Below are 4,849 nucleotides of genomic sequence, written 5' to 3' on the forward strand. Positions count from 1 at the left end.
TTGTAGTATAGGCATCGACTAGCCAATACAAATAATTTCGCGAAGTAGAGGAAAAACTTTTATCTGCTTCATATAAATTTGCATTAGCAACTACAAGATATGGATCTTTGTCATAACGTAAAAAAGGAGCGATCGTCCTAACTCGCAAATCGATATTGCGGCGCAAAAGCACTTTAGTTTTCGACGTAAAGTTTTCAGCAAAAAGCATTTGCCAATCTTTTAAATATTCAGCAAATACTAAACGACGCCACCAGGAATTAATGCGTATACCACCCCGTCCATCATAGGAATTATAGACATTTTCATCACCTGCTGGATAGTCCAACTCATTCACGTTAGTTGGAGCAATAACATAATTATCACTAATTTCTCCATAATAAATTCGAGGATAATTAATCGGAATGCTAACACTAATTTTTTGACTGGAAGTTTCCAAGCCACCACCTTTATTTGGATTGGGGCTATTAATATTTTTAACGAAGTAATCTGGCAGCCCTCCAGCCGCAACGGTATTCACAGGAGACATAGTAAAACCATAACCGTGAGTATAGATTAAGTGTTTGTTTACCCAAGTTTGAGCTTCTTTTGGTACAGCACTGTAATCTAACTCCCGTCCCGCCAAAATCACTTGCCGCTTTTCAGTATCATTATTATCGCTTTTCAAGGTGTAGCGATCGATATCGGCGTTAGCAAACTTGTAATAGGGTCGAATTTGTTGCAGCTGTCGATTAGTTTGCAATAGGGGGCGCGTATCCCAAAGACGAATATTATTAATAGTCAGATCGTTAGCCTGGATTTTTTCATAAGTTAGCCCTCCTTCAGGTTCAAATGTTCTGACTTCGATATCATCAAGACCAAATGCCTGACGTGTGAGGGTAATGCCGCGCTCTATGTAGGGTATTTCTCTTGCTAATTCGTTGGGTTGGACGATGAACCGTTGCACTGCATTCGGCAATAAAACGGCAAAAGTAAAGACGCAAAACAGGAAAAAGATAGGCAAAATTTTACTTATCCTATTTAACCAAGGCTTCTTTTTTGGAAACCAAAAAACAGTTTGCCACAGCAGGAAAACTCCGATCGCCAGTGAGAGAAAACTTAACCCGGTATAAACAGGTAATTGCACCGTCACATCCGTGTAAGTGGCACCGTAAGTAACTCCGCGATTGGAATAAACCAGTTCGTAGCGGCGTAACCAATAGCTAAAAGCTATACTAAGCATAAAAGCACCGCCCAGTCCGTATAAGTGGCGCTGCTGTGACCTGCTGAAACCGGGAAAAATTCCTTGGCTGAGGCTATCTCCAGATAGTAAATAAACTAATGCGACAGCTAAAAAGGTGTACAAAAATAATCCTAATAGCCAAAATTCTAGTAATTCTCGACCGGGCAAAATAAATACATAAAAACTAATATCTCTATGAAATAACGGATCGGTGCGGTTGAATAATGTGGGATGAAAATACTGCAAAACTTCAGCCCAGTATCCGGATACGATCGCACCAAAACATAAACTCATGAGAAGCCCGACCGCTTTCAAGCAAAACTGGGGGCGACAAATAATCGGAATCGCCATAATTGTCAATACACCCAGCCACCAAATTTGCCCGGGCGGCAACCCCAAAATCTGCCAAATCGAACTGAAATCGAAACGAGGCGGTAATAATGGTGGCGCAGTAGCACTGCTGCGATCGGGTTGCCAAAAGTTTAAGGCAGCCCGACCGTAATGAATTAACATCATCCCAACTAGGAAACTCAATGCCACCACAGCAGACATCAGCCAGGGCAGCTTTATCCTCCTCGTGACAGAAGATACCCGTATCTGTTCTTTCGTTGTTTCTGGTTTGGGATGCTGCCACCGTTGCGCTATCCACAGATTAAGCACGATAAAGACTGTGCTAGCAGTGGATGCGATCGCCCACAACCCCAGCTGCGTCTTCAGACTCAACAAAAATACCGACAGATACGAAACTTCGTTAAACCATAGAATTTCTACTGCTAAATGGGACAGCAGGTTATAGACCAACCACAGTCCCAGCAGTAAAGCGATCGCTTGAAAAATGATTTTCCCCAACACAGATTTTAGCGATTAGCTCGATTTTGCCAATAGCTACATTTTGCACTAAGTTGCACTTTCCCCATCCTTCAGTCTAGATCCTCTGTAACTATGGGTAGGTGCGATCGCCAAACCAGGCATAGGCATTTATTCCCGTTTCCCCGACCCCAATTCTTAAAATATCTAAACTCCGCTCGGACAACGGGAGTATTTATGGCATGATCTCAAAGTAAATGATTTAGCGGTTTCAGATCAGAGGAAACCAATTATTATGGCGCTTAGACTTGGCGACACCGTACCCAACTTTACTCAAGCATCGAACGAAGGCGAAATTAACTTTTACGACTGGGCAGGCGATAGCTGGGTCGTACTTTTCTCCCACCCCGCAGATTATACACCAGTTTGCACCACCGAGCTAGGCGAAGTCGCCCGTCTCAAACCAGAATTTGACAAGCGCAACGTCAAAGCGATCGCTCTGAGCGTAGATGACGTGGAATCTCACAAAGGCTGGATTGGAGATATCGAAGAAACCCAGAGTGTCGCTCTCAATTATCCCATTCTGGCAGATCCGGATAAGAAAGTCTCTGACCTTTACGACATGATCCACCCGAACGCCACCAACACCGTGACCGTTCGGACAGTCTTCGTAATTGACCCGCAAAAGAAATTGCGTCTCAGCTTCACCTATCCTCCCAGCACAGGTCGCAATTTCGACGAAATCCTGCGAGTCATCGACTCCCTGCAACTGACGGATCAATATAGTGTAGCGACTCCAGTTAACTGGAAAGATGGGGATGATGTGGTGATTGTCCCTTCTCTCAAAGATCCCGAAGTCCTCAAGGAGAAATTCCCCAAAGGTTACCAAGAAATTAAACCCTATCTGCGGATGACACCTCAACCCGACAAGTAAACTCAAAGTAGGGTGGGCATTGCCCACCTTTTTTTAGGTATGTTGTTACACTTTATGGTTCAGTCATAATGTTATTTAGTAGGAGTAACCCTTGAGGAAATTGATATGCTTTCCGAACTCATAGTATTGCGGATGCCGCCAGCACTGCAAATGACAGACGAGCAATTTTTTGAGTTCTGCCAAATCAATTGCGATTTACGCATAGAACGCAACAAATTTGGAGAATTAATAATTATGCCCCCCACAGGTTCGGAAACAGGAAATAGAGAATTTAACATATTAGGACAGCTATGGGTATGGTCAGAACAAGATGCTACTGGTATAGCTTTTAGCCCAAGTACCGGATTCAAACTATCAACAGGTGCAGAGCGATCGCCCGATGCTTCCTGGATAAAATTAGAACGGTGGAATACTCTTTCTTCTGAATAAAAACAAAAGTTCGCTCCTATTTGTCCCGACTTTGTAATTGAACTCAGGTCACCTTCCGATAACCTAAAACCATTACAAGAAAAAATGGCAGAATATATGAGAGAGCCAGGAGTACAGTTAGGCTGGCTAATTGACCGAAAGCAGCGACAAGTTTATATTTATCGTCCAGGTCAAGAAGTAGAATGTTTAGATAATCCCGATACAGTTAGCGGCGATCCTGTATTACCTGGATTTGTGCTTAATATGAGTAAAGTTTGGTAGAAAGATCGATCGCACTCCCAAAAAATTATAAATCCTAAAATACCCCAATAAGTCAAAATTTTAAAGGAACTCAGGTAAATCCCAAAATGGACATCAAAAACGGCTTTATAGGCACAGTTGGCAACACGCCCCTAATTCGGTTAAACAGCTTCAGCGAAGAAACCGGCTGCGAAATCCTCGGCAAAGCAGAATTTCTCAATCCCGGCGGGTCAGTGAAAGACCGCGCCGCCCTCTACATTATCGAAGATGCCGAACAAAAAGGCTTACTCAAACCAGGCGGTACAGTAGTAGAAGGAACCGCAGGCAACACAGGCATCGGATTGGCCCACATTTGCAACGCCAAAGGCTACAAATGCCTGATTATCATTCCAGATACTCAATCCCAAGAAAAAATGGATATGTTGAGGACGTTGGGTGCAGAAGTGCGTCCCGTTCCCGCCGTACCTTACAAAGACCCGAATAACTATGTGAGACTTTCTGGCAGAATTGCCTTCGAGATGGAAAACGCCATTTGGGCTAACCAATTCGATAATTTAGCCAACCGTCGCGCCCATTACGAGACTACCGGAAAAGAAATCTGGGAACAAACGAACGGTCAAGTTAATGCCTTCACTTGCGCTACCGGAACAGGCGGTACTTTAGCAGGTGTGGCGATGTACCTGAAAGAAAAAAATCCCGATGTGAAAACTGTTTTGGCAGACCCGATGGGCAGTGCGCTTTACAGTTACATCAAAACAGGCGACCTTAAAATGGAAGGCAATTCGATTACAGAAGGAATTGGTAACAGTCGCGTTACCGCTAACATGGAAGATGTGCCGATCGACGACGCGATCCAAATTGACGATAAAGAAGCTGTGCGCGTAATTTACCAACTGTTGAAAAAAGATGGCCTATTTCTGGGCGGTTCTTCCGGTATCAACGTAGGTGCAGCTGTAGCCTTGGCCAAGCAAATGGGCCCAGGTCACACGATTGTCACCATTCTCTGCGATAGCGGCAGTCGTTATCAATCGCGACTTTACAATCGGGAATGGATGGCATCAAAAGAACTATTACCTGATTAGTCATTGCTCATTGGTCATTGGTCAAGAGAAAATTCCTACTAACTTTTGGCTATTAACAAATAGCAAATGACAAATAACAATTAACAATTGACCACTGACCAATGACAATCACGCAAATCAACGCATTAGCAGCACATC

General features: G+C 43.7%; 3 protein-coding genes and 1 pseudogene. 3 read left to right on the forward strand and 1 reads right to left on the reverse strand.

Translation table 11 applies throughout. The annotated features are described in order from the left end of the window. The coding region (locus H6S82_RS18065) for a UPF0182 family protein (RefSeq protein WP_191056505.1) at nt 1-2,071 on the reverse strand (2,071 nt) is incomplete at its 3' end. Between the two features lie 250 nt (nt 2,072-2,321). Between H6S82_RS18065 and H6S82_RS18070 the strand changes: the two genes are divergently transcribed. The 3 genes and pseudogenes from H6S82_RS18070 (at nt 2,322) to H6S82_RS18080 (ending at nt 4,711) form a co-directional block, all read left to right on the forward strand. Next, the gene (locus H6S82_RS18070; RefSeq protein WP_190466255.1) at nt 2,322-2,960 is read left to right on the forward strand and encodes a peroxiredoxin; all 639 of its coding nucleotides are present in this window, start codon (nt 2,322-2,324) and stop codon (nt 2,958-2,960) included. A 105-nt stretch (nt 2,961-3,065) separates the two neighbouring features. After that, nucleotides 3,066-3,650, forward strand: a pseudogene (locus H6S82_RS18075) (Uma2 family endonuclease). Nucleotides 3,651-3,736: 86 nt separating this feature from the next. Beyond that, on the forward strand, nt 3,737-4,711 hold the full coding sequence (locus H6S82_RS18080) for a cysteine synthase A (RefSeq protein WP_190466253.1): 975 nt from the start codon (nt 3,737-3,739) through the stop codon (nt 4,709-4,711). Nucleotides 4,712-4,849 lie beyond the last annotated feature (138 nt).

Origin of the sequence: Planktothrix sp. FACHB-1355, assembly GCF_014748295.1 — a bacterium.
In the GTDB taxonomy this organism is placed as follows: Bacteria; Cyanobacteriota; Cyanobacteriia; order Cyanobacteriales; family Aerosakkonemataceae; genus Aerosakkonema; species Aerosakkonema funiforme_A.

Excerpts from the sequence above, each read along its gene's own strand:
- H6S82_RS18070 (WP_190466255.1), top strand. The coding sequence starts at position 2,322 with ATGGCGCTTAGACTTGGCGACACCGTACCCAACTTTACTCAAGCATCG.
- H6S82_RS18080 (WP_190466253.1), top strand. The coding sequence starts at position 3,737 with ATGGACATCAAAAACGGCTTTATAGGCACAGTTGGCAACACGCCCCTA.